Source organism: Burkholderia sp. IDO3 (genome assembly GCF_003366075.1).
Classification (GTDB): Bacteria; Pseudomonadota; Gammaproteobacteria; order Burkholderiales; family Burkholderiaceae; genus Burkholderia; species Burkholderia anthina.
The window spans coordinates 354,766-371,232 of the sequence record NZ_CP028963.1; the positions used below are offsets into that span (position 1 = coordinate 354,766).

General features: G+C 68.3%; 18 protein-coding genes and 1 riboswitch. Of the genes, 16 read left to right on the forward strand and 2 right to left on the reverse strand.

Annotation, left to right across the window (positions count from 1 at the left end; genetic code table 11):
• Positions 1-126: 126 nt before the first annotated feature.
• Positions 127-903 carry an SDR family oxidoreductase gene (locus tag DCN14_RS16115; protein WP_096504223.1) on the reverse strand — a complete coding sequence of 259 codons (777 nt, stop codon included), beginning with the start codon at positions 901-903 and terminating at the stop codon, positions 127-129.
• The gene (locus tag DCN14_RS16120; protein ID WP_096504225.1) at positions 900-2,669 is read right to left on the reverse strand and encodes an ABC transporter ATP-binding protein/permease; all 1,770 of its coding nucleotides are present in this window, start codon (positions 2,667-2,669) and stop codon (positions 900-902) included. The genes DCN14_RS16115 and DCN14_RS16120 overlap by 4 nt, the downstream gene beginning before the upstream one ends.
• 268 nt (positions 2,670-2,937) lie before the next feature.
• Positions 2,938-3,061: riboswitch (TPP riboswitch) on the forward strand.
• Between the two features lie 225 nt (positions 3,062-3,286).
• On the opposite strand from DCN14_RS16120, the gene DCN14_RS16125 reads away from it, so the two are divergent.
• The 16 genes from DCN14_RS16125 (at position 3,287) to hisD (ending at position 16,408) form a co-directional block, all read left to right on the forward strand.
• Positions 3,287-4,438 (forward strand): FAD-dependent oxidoreductase, encoded by a 1,152-nt coding sequence (locus DCN14_RS16125; protein WP_096504227.1) that lies wholly within the window; start codon positions 3,287-3,289, stop codon positions 4,436-4,438.
• A 33-nt stretch (positions 4,439-4,471) separates the two neighbouring features.
• Positions 4,472-4,669 carry a sulfur carrier protein ThiS gene (thiS, locus tag DCN14_RS16130; protein ID WP_096504229.1) on the forward strand — a complete coding sequence of 66 codons (198 nt, stop codon included), beginning with the start codon at positions 4,472-4,474 and terminating at the stop codon, positions 4,667-4,669.
• 38 nt (positions 4,670-4,707) lie between these two features.
• Complete coding sequence (locus DCN14_RS16135; protein ID WP_096504231.1) at positions 4,708-5,523, forward strand: thiazole synthase; 816 nt, start codon at positions 4,708-4,710, stop codon at positions 5,521-5,523.
• Entirely contained in the window at positions 5,520-6,644 is a 1,125-nt protein-coding gene (gene thiE, locus DCN14_RS16140; RefSeq protein ID WP_096504233.1) for a thiamine phosphate synthase, read from the forward strand. Before DCN14_RS16135 ends, thiE begins: the two co-directional genes overlap by 4 nt.
• A gap of 84 nt (positions 6,645-6,728) precedes the next feature.
• Positions 6,729-7,550 (forward strand): ABC transporter ATP-binding protein, encoded by an 822-nt coding sequence (locus DCN14_RS16145; protein ID WP_096504235.1) that lies wholly within the window; start codon positions 6,729-6,731, stop codon positions 7,548-7,550.
• Positions 7,547-8,314, forward strand: coding sequence for a lipid asymmetry maintenance ABC transporter permease subunit MlaE (gene mlaE, locus DCN14_RS16150; protein ID WP_096504237.1), 768 nt, complete (start codon positions 7,547-7,549; stop codon positions 8,312-8,314). Before DCN14_RS16145 ends, mlaE begins: the two co-directional genes overlap by 4 nt.
• 24 nt (positions 8,315-8,338) lie before the next feature.
• On the forward strand, positions 8,339-8,899 hold the full coding sequence (gene mlaD / locus DCN14_RS16155) for an outer membrane lipid asymmetry maintenance protein MlaD (RefSeq protein ID WP_096504239.1): 561 nt from the start codon (positions 8,339-8,341) through the stop codon (positions 8,897-8,899).
• 32 nt (positions 8,900-8,931) lie between these two features.
• Positions 8,932-9,882: a VacJ family lipoprotein gene (locus DCN14_RS16160; protein ID WP_096504445.1), complete on the forward strand. Its 951-nt coding sequence runs from the start codon at positions 8,932-8,934 to the stop codon at positions 9,880-9,882.
• Positions 9,883-9,992: 110 nt separating this feature from the next.
• On the forward strand, positions 9,993-10,622 hold the full coding sequence (locus DCN14_RS16165) for an ABC transporter substrate-binding protein (protein ID WP_096504447.1): 630 nt from the start codon (positions 9,993-9,995) through the stop codon (positions 10,620-10,622).
• Positions 10,619-10,894, forward strand: coding sequence for an STAS domain-containing protein (locus DCN14_RS16170; protein ID WP_096504241.1), 276 nt, complete (start codon positions 10,619-10,621; stop codon positions 10,892-10,894). Before DCN14_RS16165 ends, DCN14_RS16170 begins: the two co-directional genes overlap by 4 nt.
• A 191-nt stretch (positions 10,895-11,085) precedes the next feature.
• Complete coding sequence (locus DCN14_RS16175; protein WP_096504243.1) at positions 11,086-12,012, forward strand: ABC transporter ATP-binding protein; 927 nt, start codon at positions 11,086-11,088, stop codon at positions 12,010-12,012.
• Complete coding sequence (locus DCN14_RS16180) at positions 12,009-12,764, forward strand: ABC transporter permease (RefSeq protein WP_096504245.1); 756 nt, start codon at positions 12,009-12,011, stop codon at positions 12,762-12,764. Before DCN14_RS16175 ends, DCN14_RS16180 begins: the two co-directional genes overlap by 4 nt.
• A gap of 50 nt (positions 12,765-12,814) precedes the next feature.
• The gene (locus tag DCN14_RS16185; protein WP_006477131.1) at positions 12,815-13,054 is read left to right on the forward strand and encodes a BolA family protein; all 240 of its coding nucleotides are present in this window, start codon (positions 12,815-12,817) and stop codon (positions 13,052-13,054) included.
• Positions 13,055-13,067: 13 nt separating this feature from the next.
• Positions 13,068-14,417 (forward strand): UDP-N-acetylglucosamine 1-carboxyvinyltransferase, encoded by a 1,350-nt coding sequence (murA, locus tag DCN14_RS16190; RefSeq protein ID WP_096504247.1) that lies wholly within the window; start codon positions 13,068-13,070, stop codon positions 14,415-14,417.
• Complete coding sequence (gene hisG, locus DCN14_RS16195) at positions 14,414-15,067, forward strand: ATP phosphoribosyltransferase (RefSeq protein WP_006751807.1); 654 nt, start codon at positions 14,414-14,416, stop codon at positions 15,065-15,067. Before murA ends, hisG begins: the two co-directional genes overlap by 4 nt.
• Positions 15,068-15,091: 24 nt before the next feature.
• Positions 15,092-16,408, forward strand: a complete 1,317-nt coding sequence (gene hisD, locus DCN14_RS16200) for a histidinol dehydrogenase (RefSeq protein WP_096504249.1) — start codon at positions 15,092-15,094, stop codon at positions 16,406-16,408.
• Positions 16,409-16,467 lie beyond the last annotated feature (59 nt).

A 16,467-nucleotide genomic window follows, 5' to 3' on the forward strand; every position in this document is an offset into this window, starting at 1 on the left:
TTACGGGCGCGATACGGGATGCCAAAAAGGTCGACGCGGGCTCGGGCGGCGGAGGGCGGTGCTCGACGACGGCGGTGCGTCGCGATGTGGGCGGCGGTGCCGCCGCGGGAAGGGCGTGTTGCCGCGTCAGAGCGTCAGGCCGCCGTCGACATGCACGACCTGGCCGGTGATCTGCCGCGCCGCGTCCGACAGCAGGAACGCGATCAGCGCGGCGACGTCGTCGGGTTCGGCGATCCGGCCGAGCGGCGTCGCCTGTTCGGCCCGCGCCCACGCGGCGGCATTGCCCGCGCTCGGGCCGTGGTCCTTGCGCGTGAAGCCCGGCGCGACCGCGTTGACGGTGATGCCGTGCGCGGCGAATTCGGCCGCGGCGGTGCGCACGAGCGATTCGAGCGCGGCCTTCGCGGCGGCGGTTGCCGCGAACGGCGCATCGGCGCGGTAACGGTGCGCGACGAACGAGCTGACTGCGACGATGCGCGGCGCGGCCGACGCCTCGAGCAGCGGCCGCGCGCGACCCGCGAGCGCGGAGAACGCGCCGGGCATCGCCGCGAAGGCGGCCGCGAGCGCGTCCGGCGAGAGATCGGAAAATGCCTGCCGCGCGGCGAAACCGGCGTTCGCGACCAGCTGATCGAGCCCGCCGAAACGCGCGACGGTCGCATCGACGAGCGCCGTTGCGACGCCCGGCTCGGCGAGATCGCCGGTGAGCGTCGCGCATTCGGCGCCCGCCGCGGTGCAGCCTGCAGCGACTTCGGCAAGCCGTGCACGCGCTGCTTCGTCGGCGCCGCGCGCATGCAGCGCGAGCGCGATGCCCGGTGCCGCGAGCCGCCGCGCCAGTGCCGCGCCGATCCCCGAACCGGCGCCGGTGATCAGCGCGATCCGGGCGAGGTGCGCGGCGCGTGCGCTCATGCAGCGACCTTGTCGTCGTCGTTCAGGCGCTCGACGTTGATCGTGCCGGCGTGGAACGCGGCCAGCGACTCGCGGTGCGCGATGCTGACGATCGCGGCCTTCGGCAACTGCTCGGCGAACAGGTGATAGAGCCGCGCTTCGTTGTCGGCGTCGAGCGCGCTCGTGGCTTCGTCGAGGAACAGGAAGTCCGGCTTGTGCAGCAGCACGCGCGCGCCGGCCAGACGCTGCTGTTCGCCCGGCGACAGCACGCGCGTCCAGTGCCCGCTTTCGTCGAGGCGCTCGGCGTAGTCTTCCAGGCGGCACGCGCGCAGCGCGTCGCGGCATGCGTCGTCGGTGAACGCGTCGGGCGCGGACGGATACGTGAGCGCGGCCTTCAGCGTGCCGATCGGCAGGTAGCTGGTTTGCGGCACGAACATCATTCGCGCGCCGACCGGCGCGTCGATCGCGCCGTCGCCGAACGGCCACAGGCCCGCGATCGCGCGCATGAACGTGCTCTTGCCGGAACCCGACTTGCCGATCACGAGCCAGCGCGAGCCGGGCTCGATCGTCACGTTGCCGATGTTCGCGAGCGCGTTGCCGTTCGGCAGCGCGAGCTTCAGCGACGACGTCGACAGCTTCGCGGCATCGACGTAGTGCAGGTTGATGCCGCCGTGTTCGGTCGCGGGCGACAGGCTTTCCTTCAGGTGCGACGTGCCCATCACGCGCTTGAATTCACGCAGACGGTTGACGGTGGCACGCCATTCGACGAGGGTCGAGTAACTGTTGATGAACCACGAGAACGAATCGCTGACGGTGCCGAACGCGGACGAGATCTGCATCAGCACGCCGAACGAGAACGCGCCCGCGAAATAGCGCGGCGCGGCGACGACGAGCGGGAAGATGATCGCGATCTGCCCGTAGAAGCTCAGCACGAACGTGAGGCGCTTCGTGTACTTCATCACGCGCCACCAGTTGTCTCGGATGCGCATGAAGAGGCTTTGCGCATTGCTCGTCTCGGTTTTCTCGCCGTCGTAGAACGCGATCTGCTCGGCGTTTTCGCGCACGCGAATCAGCCCGAAGCGGAAGTCGGCTTCGACGCGCTGCTGCTGGTAGTTGATCGACACGAGCGGATGGCCGACCTTCTGGATGATCAGCGAACCGATCACCGCGTACAGCGCGGCCGCCCACACCATGTAGCCGGGAATCGTGATCGGCGTCGCGCCGAGCGAGAGCGTCAGCGCGCCGGCGAGCGACCACAGGATCGTGATGAACGACACCAGCGTGACGACAGTCGACAGCAGGTCGAGCGACAGCGCGAGCGTCGTCGTCGCGAACGACTGGAGGTCGTCGGTGATCCGCTGGTCGGGGTTGTCGGCGAGGCGGTCGCGTTCGATCCGGTAGAACGCGCGATCGCCGAGCCACTGGCCGAGGAAGCGATCGGTGAGCCACTGGCGCCAGCGGAAGCCCAGCATCTGCCGCAGGTAGCGGCCGTACACCGCGAGGATGATGAAGCCGAACGCGAGCGCCGAGAACTGCATCAGCAGGCTCGGGAAGTCGTGGACGTCCTTCGACTGCAGCGCGTTGTAGAACTGCGCGTTCCACTTGTTCAGCTTGACGTTGATCCAGACCACGCAGAGGTTGATCGCGATGATCGTGATCAGCAAGCCCCACGCGATTTTCCATTCGGATGACACCCAGTAGGGCTTGATGAGGCTCCACGCGGATATCGGGCGCTCGTCCTGCGGCGCGTCGGAGGCGGAGCGGACGGGATCGATCGATTGGGTCATGTGCTTCCTGATGAGTAGCCGGCGCGCGGGCCGGGCGAAGCCGGGCGCGCGCCGCGATACGGCATGCCGGACGAGATGCCGACTGACGGCGGGCGCCCGGATGTTCGCCCGCGCGTCTTAAACGGCACTTAAGGCCGGCGGTGACGCGGCAACCGGCCGCTTGCGCGGCCGGCCTGCAGGCATTGTGCCAGAGCGGCCCGGCACGACGGCGAATTTGCCGCAAGGGGGACAGTTTGCGGCGCTTTCCGCTTTTATGGTCTAATGACCGACGACGAAACAGGGGTGCTTCGAGCGCGGCCGACGGGTAGTTCCGGGCAACGCGGCGAGGCTGAGAAAGACCCTTCGCACCCGATCCGGGTAATACCGGCGAGGGAAGTTTCTGATCCCGCCGGGCCGCGCTGGCCGCCATCCCACATGGTCAGCGCCCGAGTCCCGCCCGGCCGGCCTTTGCTGCCGGTTTCGTCCTTTTGGGTACGCGCATCGCGCGTTACGGAAGGAATGATGACCGCTCAATCTTCAGTCTTTTGCGCTGTTCCTGATTCACCGTCGTGTGCGTTGGCACGGGACGGTGCGTGTGCATTGGCGCTCGTTTCGCGCACCCGCGCGGAGGGCGCACGATGAACACCGGCGCTTCGAACGTTCACGATCGCCGGCCGGATTTCGCCGTGCTCGGCGGCGGCCTGGTCGGCCGCCTGATCGCATGGCGGCTCGCGGGCGACGGGCATCGCGTCGCGCTGTACGAGCGCGGCGGCCCGGACGGCGAGCAGTCGGCCGCGTGGATCGCGGCCGCGATGCTTGCGCCACTCGCCGAGGCGGCGAGCGCCGAACTGCTGATCACCGAGCTCGGCGCCGCGTCGCTCGCCCGCTGGCCGCGGTGGCTCGCGGAACTGCCCGAACCCGTGTTCTTCCAGCATCACGGCACGCTCGTCGTCTGGCACCACGCGGATCGCGCGGAGGCGCCGCTGTTCGAACGGCGCGTGCGCGCGAATGCGCCGGCCGAACTGTTCGACGGCGGCTTCGTCGCGCTGGCGGGGGCGCAGGTGGACGCGGCCGAACCCGCGCTGGCGGGCCGCTTCGCGCGCGGGCTGATGCTGCCGCGCGAAGGGCAGCTCGACAACCGGCAGGCGCTGCGCGCGCTGGCGGGGGGCCTCGCGCAGCGCGGCGTCGAGCTGCACTGGCACGCCGCGATTGACGACGCGAACCGGCCCGACGCGCATTTCACGATCGATTGCCGCGGGCTCGGCGCGAAGCCGGTGCTGCCCGCGCTGCGCGGCATCCGCGGCGAAGTCGCGCGCGTGCGTGCGCCCGGCATCGGGCTCACGCGGCCGGTGCGGCTGCTGCATCCGCGCTATCCGCTGTACATCGCGCCGAAGCAGGACGACCTGTACGTGATCGGCGCGACCGAAGTGGAGGGCGAGGACATGTCGCCCGTCAGCGTGCGCTCCGCGCTCGAACTGCTGAGCGCGGCATTCTCCGTGCACCCGGCGTTCGGCGAGGCGCGCATCCTCGAACTGAATGCGCAATGCCGTCCGACGCTGCCCGATCACCGCCCGGCGGTGATCTGGGACGGCGCGACGACGCTCGCCGTCAACGGCCTGTACCGGCACGGCTTCATGATCGCGCCGGAAGTCGCGCACGCGGCCGCCGGGTTCGCGCAAGCCGCGCTGGGCGGCGCGTTCGGCGGTGCCGACGCGTTTGCCGCGTGGCGCGACGCCGCGCGCTGGCCGACGCTCCTTCATCACCGCGACGACGTGCGCCAGCCGGCCTGACGCGCATCGTTCACCGAATTCGACCCGAGTCTCATGGATATCCAGATCAACCAACAGACGCTGACGCTGCCCGACGGCGCGACGGTGGCCGACGCGCTCGCCGCATTCGGCGCACGTCCGCCGTACGCGGTCGCGCTGAACGGCAATTTCGTCGCGCGCACGCAGCATGCGGCGCGTGCGCTCGCGGCGGGCGACAAGCTCGACGTGGTGCATCCCGTCGCGGGCGGCTGAGCGCCGCCGGTCCGTCCCCGCTCTTCCAGGAAAACGACATGACGTCCCACACTTCCGCCGACGCGCTGACGCTGTACGGCGAAACCTTCGCAAGCCGCGTGCTGCTCGGCACGTCGCGCTATCCGTCGCTGCAGTCGCTGTCCGATTCGATCGCCGCGTCGCGGCCCGGGATGGTGACGGTCGCGCTGCGCCGCCAGATGACGGGCGGTACGGCCGAGGCCGGCTTCTTCGACCTGCTCAAGCGCCACGCGGTGCCGCTGCTGCCGAACACGGCCGGCTGCCAGACCGTTGCCGAGGCGGTGACGACCGCGCACATGGCGCGCGAGGTGTTCGACACCGACTGGATCAAGCTCGAGCTGATCGGCGACGACTACACGCTGCAGCCCGACCCGGTCGGGCTGATCGAGGCGGCCGCGCAACTGGTCAAGGACGGTTTCAAGGTGCTGCCGTACTGTACCGAGGATCTCGTGATCGGCCGGCGCCTGCTCGACGTCGGCTGCGAGGCGCTGATGCCGTGGGGCGCGCCGATCGGCACGGGCAAGGGCGTCGTGAACCCGTACGGGCTGCGCGTGCTGCGCGAGCGGCTGCCTGACGTGCCGCTGATCGTCGACGCCGGGCTCGGCGTGCCGTCGCACGCGTGCCAGGTGATGGAGTGGGGCTTCGACGGCGTGCTGCTGAACACGGCCGTGTCGCAGGCCACGCACCCGGAAATCATGGCGCGCGCGTTCGCGCAGGGCGTCGAGGCCGGCCGTGCCGCTTACCTGGCCGGCCCGATGGATGCGCGCGAGACCGCGCACGCGAGCACGCCGGTCGTCGGGATGCCGTTCTGGCACCAGGACGGAGGCGGCGCATGAGCGCGCGATTCGCCGATGCGTTCTGGCCGCCGGCCGACGAGCTGGCCGAAGCGGCCGAACGGATTCGCGCCCGGCTCGGCGAGTGGCCGGGCGCCGCGGCGCCGTGGCGGCTTTGCATGGCGATGCCCGACGTGCCGGCCGATGGCGACGTGCTGATCGTGTCGGCCGGCGATCGTACCGCGCAGTCGCGCGCGTCGGCCGCGTCGCGCCCGGCGTCGCCGGACGCGGTTGCGATCGAATTCGACGAACGCGGCGCGGCGCTGCATGCCGCGGGTGTGCGCCACGCGCTCGACGCCGCGCATCCGCTCGCGGACGACTGGATCGCGGCGCTCGCCGCCTTCCTCGATTGCGGTTTCGCGCCGATCGACGCGCTGGTGCTCGCGCTGGCGTGGCGCGACGGCGACGAGGCGCGCGGCGCGGACGCGTGGCCGGTCGACACCGCGCGGTTCCCGCGCGTCGCCGGTCTGGCCGCCGCGCCGGCGCCGGCGTTCCCGCCATGCCCGCCGCAACTCGGCCTCTATCCGGTCGTACCGGATGCAGAATGGGTCGAGCGCGTGCTCGATTGCGGCGCGCGGACCGTGCAACTGCGCGTGAAAGACGCGAACCCCGATGCGTTGCGCCGGGAGATCGCGCGGGCGGTCGCCGCGGGGCGCCATTACCCCGATGCGCGCGTGTTCATCAACGATCACTGGCAGATCGCGGTAGAAGAGGGGGCGTACGGCGTACATCTGGGTCAGGAAGACCTCGAGACGGCCGATCTCGCCGCGATCGCGCGCGCCGGCCTGCGGCTCGGGCTGTCGAGTCACGGGTACTACGAAATGTTGCGGGCATTGCACGAGCGCCCGAGCTATCTCGCGCTCGGCCCGGTGTACGCGACCGCGACCAAGGCGGTCGCCGCACCGCCGCAGGGCCTGGCGCGGATTGCCCGCTACGCGCGCTTCGCGGGCGCGCGGGCGCCGCTCGTCGCGATCGGCGGCGTGGGGCTCGACACGTTGCCGGACGTACTCGCGACGGGCGTCGGCAGCGTGGCGGTGGTCAGTGCGGTGACGGGCGCGATCGATTATCGGGCAGCGATTGTTGCGTTGCAGCAATGTTTTGCCCGACAATTTGACAATCATTGACCGCGGGGCTTGGAGCGGCTTCACGACATCATTCCGAGGCAGGCCCTATAATTCGGCGTTCTGCGTAAAAGGACTGTCAGCTCCGTGAGCCCCACTCCTACCGAGACACTGCTGGAACTTCGCGACGTCGACTTTGGCTACGGCGACCGCCTCGTCCTGTCGAACCTGAACATGCGCTTCGGGCGCGGCCGGGTCGTCGCTGTCATGGGCGGGTCGGGTTGCGGCAAGACGACCGTGCTGCGCCTGATCGGCGGCCTGGTGCGCGCGCGCCGCGGCCAGGTGCTGTTCGGCGGCGCCGACGTCGGCGCGCAGACCCGCGAGGGTCTGTATGCGCTGCGCCGCAAGATGGGCATGCTGTTCCAGTTCGGTGCACTGTTTACCGACATGTCGGTGTTCGAGAACGTCGCGTTCGCGCTGCGCGAACACACCGATCTTCCCGAAGACCTGATCCGCGACCTCGTGCTGATGAAGCTGAACGCGGTCGGCCTGCGCGGCGCGCGCGACCTGATGCCGTCCGAGGTATCGGGCGGGATGGCGCGCCGCATCGCGCTCGCCCGCGCGATCGCGCTGGACCCGCAGCTCATCATGTACGACGAGCCGTTCGCCGGCCTCGACCCGATTTCGCTCGGCATCACCGCGAACCTGATCCGCACGCTGAACCAGGCGCTCGGCGCGACGTCGATCCTCGTCACGCACGACGTGCCGGAGTCGTTCGCGATCGCCGATTACGTGTACTTTCTCGCCAACGGCGGTGTGCTCGCGCAGGGCACGCCTGACGAGCTGCGCGCATCGACCGATCCGAGCGTGCGCCAGTTCATCGACGGCGCGCCGGACGGCCCGTACAAATTTCACTACACGAGCCCGCCGCTGGCAGCGGATTTCGGGCTCGGCGGAGGGCGCGCATGATCAGCGCGATCGGACGTTACGTCATCGGCGGCCTCGAGCGCGCGGGCTACGGCACGCGCCTGTTCGTGCGCCTCGTGCTGGAATTCTTCCCGCTGCTGCGCCGGCCGCGGCTCGTCACGAAGCAGATCCACTTTCTCGGCAACTATTCGTTCGTGATCATCGCCGTGTCGGGCCTGTTCGTCGGCTTCGTGCTCGGCCTGCAGGGCTACTACACGCTGAACCGCTACGGATCCGAGCAGGCGCTCGGGCTGCTGGTCGCGCTGTCGCTCGTGCGCGAGCTCGGCCCGGTCGTCACGGCGCTGCTGTTCGCGGGGCGCGCGGGCACGTCGCTCACCGCCGAGATCGGCCTGATGAAGGCCGGCGAGCAACTCACCGCGCTCGAGATGATGGCGGTGGACCCGATCAAGACGGTGATCGCGCCGCGCATGTGGGCCGGGATCATCGCGATGCCGCTGCTCGCGGCGATCTTCAACGCGGTCGGCGTGCTCGGCGGCTATTTCGTCGGGGTCGTGCTGATCGGCGTCGATCCGGGCGCGTTCTGGTCGCAGATGCAGGGCGGGGTCCAGGTCTGGGCCGACGTCGGCAACGGCGTGCTCAAGAGCATCGTGTTCGGGTTCGCCGTGACCTTCGTTGCGCTGTATCAAGGGTATGAAGCGAAGCCCACGCCCGAAGGCGTGTCGCGCGCGACGACCAAGACGGTCGTGTTCGCGTCGCTCGCCGTACTCGGCCTCGATTTCCTGCTGACCGCGCTGATGTTCAGCTAAGCCTCAGCCAAGCCAAATTTTGGGATGACGATGAAAAAGACTGCTCTCGACTTCTGGGTCGGCCTGTTCGTGGTGGTGGGCTTCCTTGCGGTGCTGTTCCTGGCGCTGAAGGTCGGCAACATGAGCTCGCTGTCGTTTCAGCCGACCTATTCGGTGAAGATGAAATTCGACAATATCGGCGGGCTGAAGCCGCGCGCGGCCGTGAAGAGCGCGGGCGTCGTGGTCGGCCGCGTGAAGACGATCGGCTTCGACACCAATACCTATCAGGCGCTGGTGACGATCGATATCGACGGCCAGTATCCGTTCCCGAAGGATTCGTCGGCGAAGATCCTGACGTCGGGCCTGCTCGGCGAGCAGTACATCGGCCTCGAGCCGGGCGGCGACACCGAAATGCTGAAGGCGGGCGATACGATCACGATGACGCAGTCGGCGATCGTGCTCGAGAACCTGATCGGCCAGTTCCTGTACAGCAAGGCAGCCGACGCGGGCGGCGCGAAGCCGGCGGCCGGCGCATCGGCCGCTCCGGCCGAGCCCGCACCGGTGGCGGTGCCGGCGTCCGCGGTGTCCGCTTCGGGCGCTCAATAACCACACGAGAGAAAGACAAGAGGGTAATGACCATGCAGACGATCCGCATCAGGCACGCCGCGCTTGCGGTTGCGGCAGTCGCCGCGTTGAGCGGCTGCGCGACCGTGCAGACGCCGACCAAGGGCGATCCGCTCGAAGGCTTCAACCGGACGATGTACAAGTTCAACGATACGGTCGACACGTACGCGTTGAAGCCGGTCGCGAAGGGCTATCAATACGTGGTGCCGCAGCCGGTGCGCGAGAGCGTGACGAACTTCTTCTCGAACATCGGCGACGTCTACATCGCGGCGAACAACATCGTGCAGCTGCGGATCGCGGACGGCGTCGGCGACATCATGCGCGTCGTGATCAATACGGTGTTCGGCGTCGGCGGCCTGTTCGACGTCGCGACGATCGCGAAGCTGCCGAAGCACACGGCCGACTTCGGGATCACGATGGGCCGCTACGGCATGCCGTCGGGTCCGTATCTCGTGCTGCCGCTGCTCGGCCCGAGCACGCTGCGCGACACGGCGGGCCTCGGCGTCGACTACGTCGGCAACCCGCTGACCTACGTGAAGCCGGACGGCCTGAGCTGGGGCCTGTTCGGCGTGAACCTCGTCAACGCGCGCGCGAACCTGCTCGGTGCGGGCGATGTGCTGGATGCCGCGGCGCTCGACAAGTATTCGTTCGTGCGCAACGCGTACCTGCAGCGCCGCCAGATGCTGATCGACAACGCGCGCGGCGAGGCCGCCACGACGTCGGGCAACGATGCGCTGCCGAAGTACGACCTGCCGGACGACGGCGCGGCACCGGCGGCCGGTACCGCGGGCGCGGCGGCAGTGAGCGGCGCGACCGCGCCGGCCGGCGCATCGGGCGCGGCGGTTGCGGCACCGGCTTCGGGTCCGGCCGTAGCGCCGAACCCGGCCAGCGCGACGACCGTGCCGCCGATGCAGGTGGCGCCGCCGTCGCCGGGCGGCCTGCATCTGCCGAACATCCGGTTCTGAGCGGATACATTCGTTACAGCCGGAAACGATTCAGTCGGTGGCGCGCGCGAACTTGCGCGTAAGCTACCGGCTCCAACCTCCGCATCGACTCATTCATGCAGGTCACTATGATGAAAAAACTGTTCCTGATCCCCGTTTTCGCGGCGCTGTTCTCGTTCGGCAGCGCAGCTCACGCGCAAGTCGACCAGTCGAACCCGCAGGCGCTGATCAAGACGGCGACGCAGCAAGTGCTCGACGAAGTCAAGCAGCAGACGATCAAGCAGGGCGATACGAACCGCATCATCACGATCGTCAACAAGGACATCCTGCCGTACACCGATTTCCGCCGCACCACGCAGCTCGCGATGGGCCGCAACTGGCGCACGGCGTCGGCCGAACAGCAGCAGCAGATTCAGGAGCAGTTCAAGCTGCTGCTGATCCGCACGTATTCGGGCGCGCTCGCGCAGCTGAAGCCGGACCAGCAGATCCAGTACCCGCCGTTCCGTGCCGATCCGGCCGATACCGACGTCGTGGTGAAGACGGTCGCGATGAACAACGGTCAGCCGGTGCAGATCGACTACCGCCTGTACAAGTCGGCCAACGGCTGGAAGGTCTATGACCTGAACGTGCTCGGCGCGTGGCTGATCCAGACGTACCAGCAGCAGTTCAACGAGAAGATCCAGCAAAGCGGCGTGGACGGCCTGATCAAGTTCCTGACGCAGCGCAACCAGGAACTTGCCGCCGGCAAGCAGGCGTCGTGAGCGGCTTCGCAGCCGGCTCCTCGCTGACCGTCGCGAGCGCGAAGTCCGCGCTCGCGGACGGTCTCGCGCGCATCGGCGCGGGCGCAACCGCCGTCGATTGCGCGGCGCTGACGCAGTTCGATTCGTCCGCGCTCGCCGTGCTGCTCGCATGGCAACGCGCCGCCAAAGCGCGCGGCGCGACCCTCGACATCCTCAATCTCCCCCCGACGCTCGCCAGCCTCGCGCGCGCCTACGGCGTCGACGCGCTCATCGAAGGCACCGGGCGACATTGACCCTGTCCGACCGAAGCCTGCCGCGCCGCCCGGCGCGCAAGCTTCAGGCCGCGTGCCGCCGGCACCGGCTCCGCTAGCCGGTTTGCCCTATAATCAAGCGTTTTGCGGGGCAGCCAATCGGCGTCCGGCCCCCATTTTCTTTCGCAGCAAGCACCAGAATAGGCGTCGCGGCCATTGCGCCGCGCACAGTCATGTCAGCCATAGAAATCCGTCACGTCAAGAAGCGCTACAAATCGCTTCAGGCGCTCAAGGGCGTCAGTCTGTCGGTCGAGGAAGGCGAGTTTTTCGGCCTGCTCGGCCCGAACGGCGCAGGCAAGACCACGCTCATCAGTATCCTCGCCGGGCTCGCCCGGGCCGATGAAGGCAGCATCTCGGTGCGCGGCCACGATGTCGTCAAGGACTTCCGCGGCGCGCGCCGCGCGCTCGGCGTCGTGCCGCAGGAACTCGTTTTCGATCCGTTCTTCACCGTCCGCGAGACGCTGCGGCTCCAGTCCGGCTATTTCGGGCTGCACCGCAACGACGACTGGATCGACGAAGTAATGGCCAATCTCGATCTCACCGAGAAGGCCGACGCGAACATGCGCGCGCTGTCGGGCGGGATGAAGCGCCGCGTGCTGGTCGCGCAGGCGCTCGTGCACCGGCCGCCCGTGATCGTGCTCGACGAGCCGACCGCCGGCGTCGACGTCGAACTGCGCCAGACGCTGTGGAAATTCATCTCGCGACTGAACCGCGAGGGCCACACGATCGTCCTGACCACCCATTACCTCGAGGAAGCCGAGGCGCTGTGCGACCGCATCGCGATGCTGCGTCGCGGTGAAGTCGTCGCGCTCGACCGCACCGACGCGCTGCTGCGTCGTTTCGCGGGGCTGCAGCTGTATCTGCGCCTGGCGACGGGCGCGCTGCCCGCCGAGTTGCGCGGGCTGGAGACCGATCCGGCCGCACGCGCGCCGGGCGAGCACCTGCTGCGTCTCACGAGCTACGACGATGTCGAACGCATCCTCGCGCAGTGTCGCGCGGCGGGCTGCACGTTCGACGAGATCGAGGTCCGCAAGGCGGACCTCGAAGATGTGTTCGTCCAGGTGATGAACGGGGCCGAGGTGATCGAGGGACTGGCATGAGCGGTTTTCGTACGCTGTTCTACAAGGAACTTCTGCGTTTCTGGAAGGTATCGTTCCAGACGGTGTGCGCGCCGATCGTGACGGCGCTGCTGTATCTGACGATCTTCGGCCACGCGCTGTCGGGCCGCGTCGAGGTGTATCCAGGCGTCGAGTACGTGAGCTTTCTCGTTCCCGGCCTCGTGATGATGAGCGTGCTGCAGAACGCGTTCGCGAACAGCTCGTCGTCGCTGATCCAGTCGAAGATCACCGGCAACCTCGTGTTCGTGCTGCTGCCGCCGCTGTCCTACAAGGACATCTTCGGCGCGTACGTGCTCGCGTCCGTGGTGCGCGGGCTCGCGGTCGGCACGGGCGTGTTCGTCGTGACGATCTGGTTTATCCCGATGCATTTCGCGGCGCCGTTGTTCATCATCGCGTTCGCGCTGCTCGGCTCGGCGATCCTCGGCACGCTCGGGCTGATCGCCGGGATCTGGGCCGAGAAGTTCGACCAGCTCGCCGCGTTCCAGAACTTCCTGATCATGCCGCTGACGTTCCTGTCCGGCGTGTTCTATTCGACGCACTCGCTGCCGCCCGTGTGGCGCGAGATTTCGCGTCTCAACCCGTTTTTCTACATGATCGACGGTTTCCGCTACGGGTTCTTCGGCGCGTCCGACATCAACCCGCTCGCGAGCCTCGCCATCGTCACCGGTTTCTTCGTGCTGCTCGCGATATTCGCGATGCGGCTGCTTGCGACCGGCTACAAACTGCGTCATTGATATCGACGGCGGCGGCCGCCACAGGCGGCGCGCGCCGACAGGAGCCCCTCATGTTGCCGACGCCCGAACAGGTCAAGCAATACATCGCCGGCGGTCTCGCCTGCACTCATCTGGAAGTCGAAGGCGACGGCCAGCATTTCTTCGCGACGATCGTGTCGGCGGCCTTCGAAGGCAAGCGGCCGATCCAGCGGCACCAGCTCGTCTATGCGGCGCTCGGCGATCGCATGAAGCAGGAAATCCACGCGCTCAGCATGAAGACGCTGACGCCCGCCGAATGGCAGAACGCATAACCGGAACCACTGAGTGCAAGTCACCGTCAACGAGCGCGACGCCGTCCAGAGCGTCGCCACGGCACACCCGGCCGCCAACGGGGAATCGCAGGGACAGGGGATGGACAAGCTCGTGATCGAAGGCGGTCGCCGGCTGTCCGGCGAGATCGTCGTGTCCGGCGCGAAGAACGCCGCGCTGCCGATCCTGTGCGCGGGGCTGCTGAGCGCCGATCCGGTCGAGCTCGACAACGTGCCGAACCTGAAGGACGTGCGTACCACGCTGAAGGTGCTGAACCAGATGGGCGTGAAGAGCGAAACGGACGGCTGCCGCGTGCAGCTCGACGCGTCGAACGTCGACAACCTCGTCGCGCCGTACGAGCTCGTGAAGACGATGCGCGCATCGATCCTCGTGCTCGGGCCGCTGCTCGCGCGCTTCGGCGAAGCGAAGGTGTCGCTGCCGGGCGGCTGCGCGATCGGCGCGCGTCCGGTGGATCAGCACATCAAGGGCCTGCAGGCGATGGGCGCCGAGATCAGCATCGAGCACGGCTTCATCGAAGCCCGCGCGAAGCGCCTGAAGGGCGCGCGCATCGTGACCGACATGATCACGGTGACGGGCACCGAAAACCTGCTGATGGCCGCGACGCTGGCCGACGGCGAGACGGTGATCGAAAACGCGGCGCGCGAGCCGGAAGTGAGCGATCTCGCACACTTGCTGGTCGCGATGGGCGCGAAAATCGACGGCATCGGCACCGACCGCCTCGTGATCCAGGGCGTCGAGCGCCTGCATGGCGCGCGCCATTCGGTGATTCCCGACCGTATCGAGGCCGGCACGTTCCTGTGCGCGGTCGCGGCGGCCGGCGGCGACGTGATGCTGACGGGCATGCGCCCGCAGATCCTCGACGCGGTGGTCGACAAGCTGCGCGAAGCCGGCGTGTCGATCGAGGAAGGCGACAACTGGCTGCGCGTGAAGATGGACCGCCGCCCGTCGGCGGTGACGATCCGCACGTCGGAATACCCGGCGTTCCCGACCGACATGCAGGCGCAGTTCATGGCCCTGAATTCGATCGCGACGGGCACCGCGCAGATCGTCGAGACCATTTTCGAGAATCGCTTCATGCACGTGCAGGAACTGAACCGGCTCGGCGCGAACATCACGGTCGACGGCAATACGGCGCTCGTGACCGGCGTCGACAAGCTGTCCGGCGCAACCGTGATGGCGACCGACCTGCGCGCGTCGGCGAGCCTCGTGATCGCCGGGCTGCGTGCCGAAGGCGAAACGCTCGTCGACCGCATCTACCATCTGGACCGCGGCTACGACCGCATGGAAGCCAAACTGACCGCTGTCGGCGCGAACGTGCGCCGTCTTTCCGGGAGCCAAGCATGACCGCGCCGCTGACCCTCGCCCTGTCGAAGGGCCGGATTTTCGAGGAAACCCTGCCGCTGCTGGCGGCTGCCGGCGTGCAGGTGGCCGAGGATCCGGAAACGTCGCGCAAGCTGATCCTGCCGACGACCGATCCGAACCTGCGCGTGATCATCGTGCGCGCGAGCGACGTGCCGACCTATGTCGAATACGGCGCGGCCGATTTCGGCGTGGCCGGCAAGGACGTGCTGGTCGAGCACGGCGGCTCGGGCCTGTACCAGCCGATCGATCTGAACATTGCACGCTGCCGGATGTCGGTGGCCGTGCCGGCCGGTTTCGACTACGCGAACGCGGTGCGCCAGGGCGCGCGCCTGCGGGTCGCGACCAAGTACGTCGAAACGGCGCGCGAACACTTTGCCGCGAAGGGCGTGCACGTCGACCTGATCAAGCTGTACGGTTCGATGGAACTGGCGCCGCTGGTCGGGCTGGCCGACGCGATCGTCGACCTCGTCAGCTCGGGCGGCACGCTGAAGGCGAACAATCTGGTCGAGGTCGAGGAGATCATGGCGATCTCGTCGCGCCTCGTCGTGAACCAGGCTGCGCTGAAGTTGAAGCGCGCGGCGCTCAAGCCGATTCTCGACGCGTTCGAACGCGCGTCGCAGAATGGCAATTGAGCGCATCACCGTAACGGAACTCCCATGGCCATCACCATCCGCAAACTCGATTCGACGAGCGAAGGCTTCGATGCCGCGCTGCGTGCGGTGCTCGCATTCGAGGCGAGCGAGGACGAGGCGATCGAGCAATCGGTCGCGCAGATTCTCGCCGACGTGAAGTCGCGCGGCGACGCCGCGGTGCTCGAGTACACGAACCGCTTCGACCGGCTGAACGCGAACAGCGTCGCCGCGCTCGAACTGCCGCAGGATGCGTTGCAGACGGCGCTCGACGGCCTCGCGCCGAAGGCGCGCGCGGCACTGGAAGCCGCGGCTGCGCGCGTGCGCGCGTACCACGAGAAGCAGAAGATCGAGTGCGGCACGCATAGCTGGCAGTACACGGAAAGCGACGGCACGGTGCTCGGCCAGAAGGTCACGCCGCTCGACCGCGTCGGCCTGTACGTGCCGGGCGGCAAGGCGGCCTATCCGTCGTCGGTGCTGATGAACGCGATTCCCGCGCGGGTCGCGGGCGTCGGCGAGATCGTGATGGTCGTGCCGACCCCGGACGGCGTGAAGAACGACCTCGTGCTCGCCGCGGCGCTGCTCGGCGGCGTCGATCGCGTGTTCACGATCGGCGGCGCGCAGGCGGTCGGCGCGCTGGCATACGGCACGGCCACGGTGCCGGCGGTCGACAAGATCTGCGGGCCGGGCAACGCGTACGTCGCGTCCGCAAAGCGCCGCGTGTTCGGCACGGTCGGCATCGACATGATCGCCGGCCCGTCGGAAATCCTCGTGCTGTGCGACGGCACGACCGATCCGAGCTGGGTCGCGATGGACCTGTTCTCGCAGGCCGAACACGACGAGCTCGCGCAGTCGATCCTGCTGTGCCCGGACGCCGCGTTCCTCGAGCGCGTCGGGAAGGCGATCGACGAGCTGCTGCCGACGATGCCGCGCCAGGACGTGATTCGCGCATCGCTCGAAGGCCGCGGCGCGCTGATCAAGGTGCGCGACATGGCCGAAGCGTGCCGGATCGCGAACGAGATCGCGCCCGAGCACCTCGAGATTTCCGCGCTGGAGCCGCAGCAATGGGGCCAGCAGATCCGCCACGCGGGCGCGATCTTCCTCGGCCGCTACACGAGCGAAAGCCTCGGCGACTACTGCGCCGGCCCGAACCACGTGCTGCCGACGTCGCGCACCGCGCGCTTCTCGTCGCCGCTCGGCGTGTACGACTTCATCAAGCGCTCGAGCCTGATCGAAGTCAGCGCCGAAGGTGCGCAGACGCTGGGTGAAATCGCATCCGAGCTCGCGTACGGCGAGGGCCTGCAGGCGCACGCGCGCAGCGCCGAACTCCGGATGAAGGGGTGACACGCGCGCCGGAGCCGATGCCGAAGCATCGGTTCCGGTCGGCCAGGAGACCCGTGCAA